1 protein-coding gene is annotated in these 233 nt (G+C 63.5%); it reads left to right on the top strand.

From position 1 onward, the window contains the following. Positions 1-233: YybH family protein (locus AAEY75_RS17220; protein ID WP_352260400.1), on the top strand; the 233-nt coding region annotated here is incomplete at both ends.

The raw sequence follows: 233 nt of genomic DNA on the forward strand, positions 1-233 counted from the left end.
GGCCATCAAGGCCGAAAACGCGCGATGGGCGGATGCCTTTGCGCGAGGGGATTACGACGCGATCGGCCGCCTCTATACCGACGACGGCGCGCTCTTGCCGCCGGGAGGCGATAAAGTCACGGGCCGCCGCGCGATCACCGAGTACTTCACCAACGGGTATGCCGGATCGAAACCCGGCACTGTATCGTTCAGCCATTACGAGTTCTACGGCAATGAGCGGGTCGTGACGGAGG

It is taken from the genome of Psychrobacter sp. TB55-MNA-CIBAN-0194 (assembly GCF_040309505.1).
Lineage (GTDB): Bacteria > Pseudomonadota > Gammaproteobacteria > Pseudomonadales > Moraxellaceae > Psychrobacter > Psychrobacter fozii.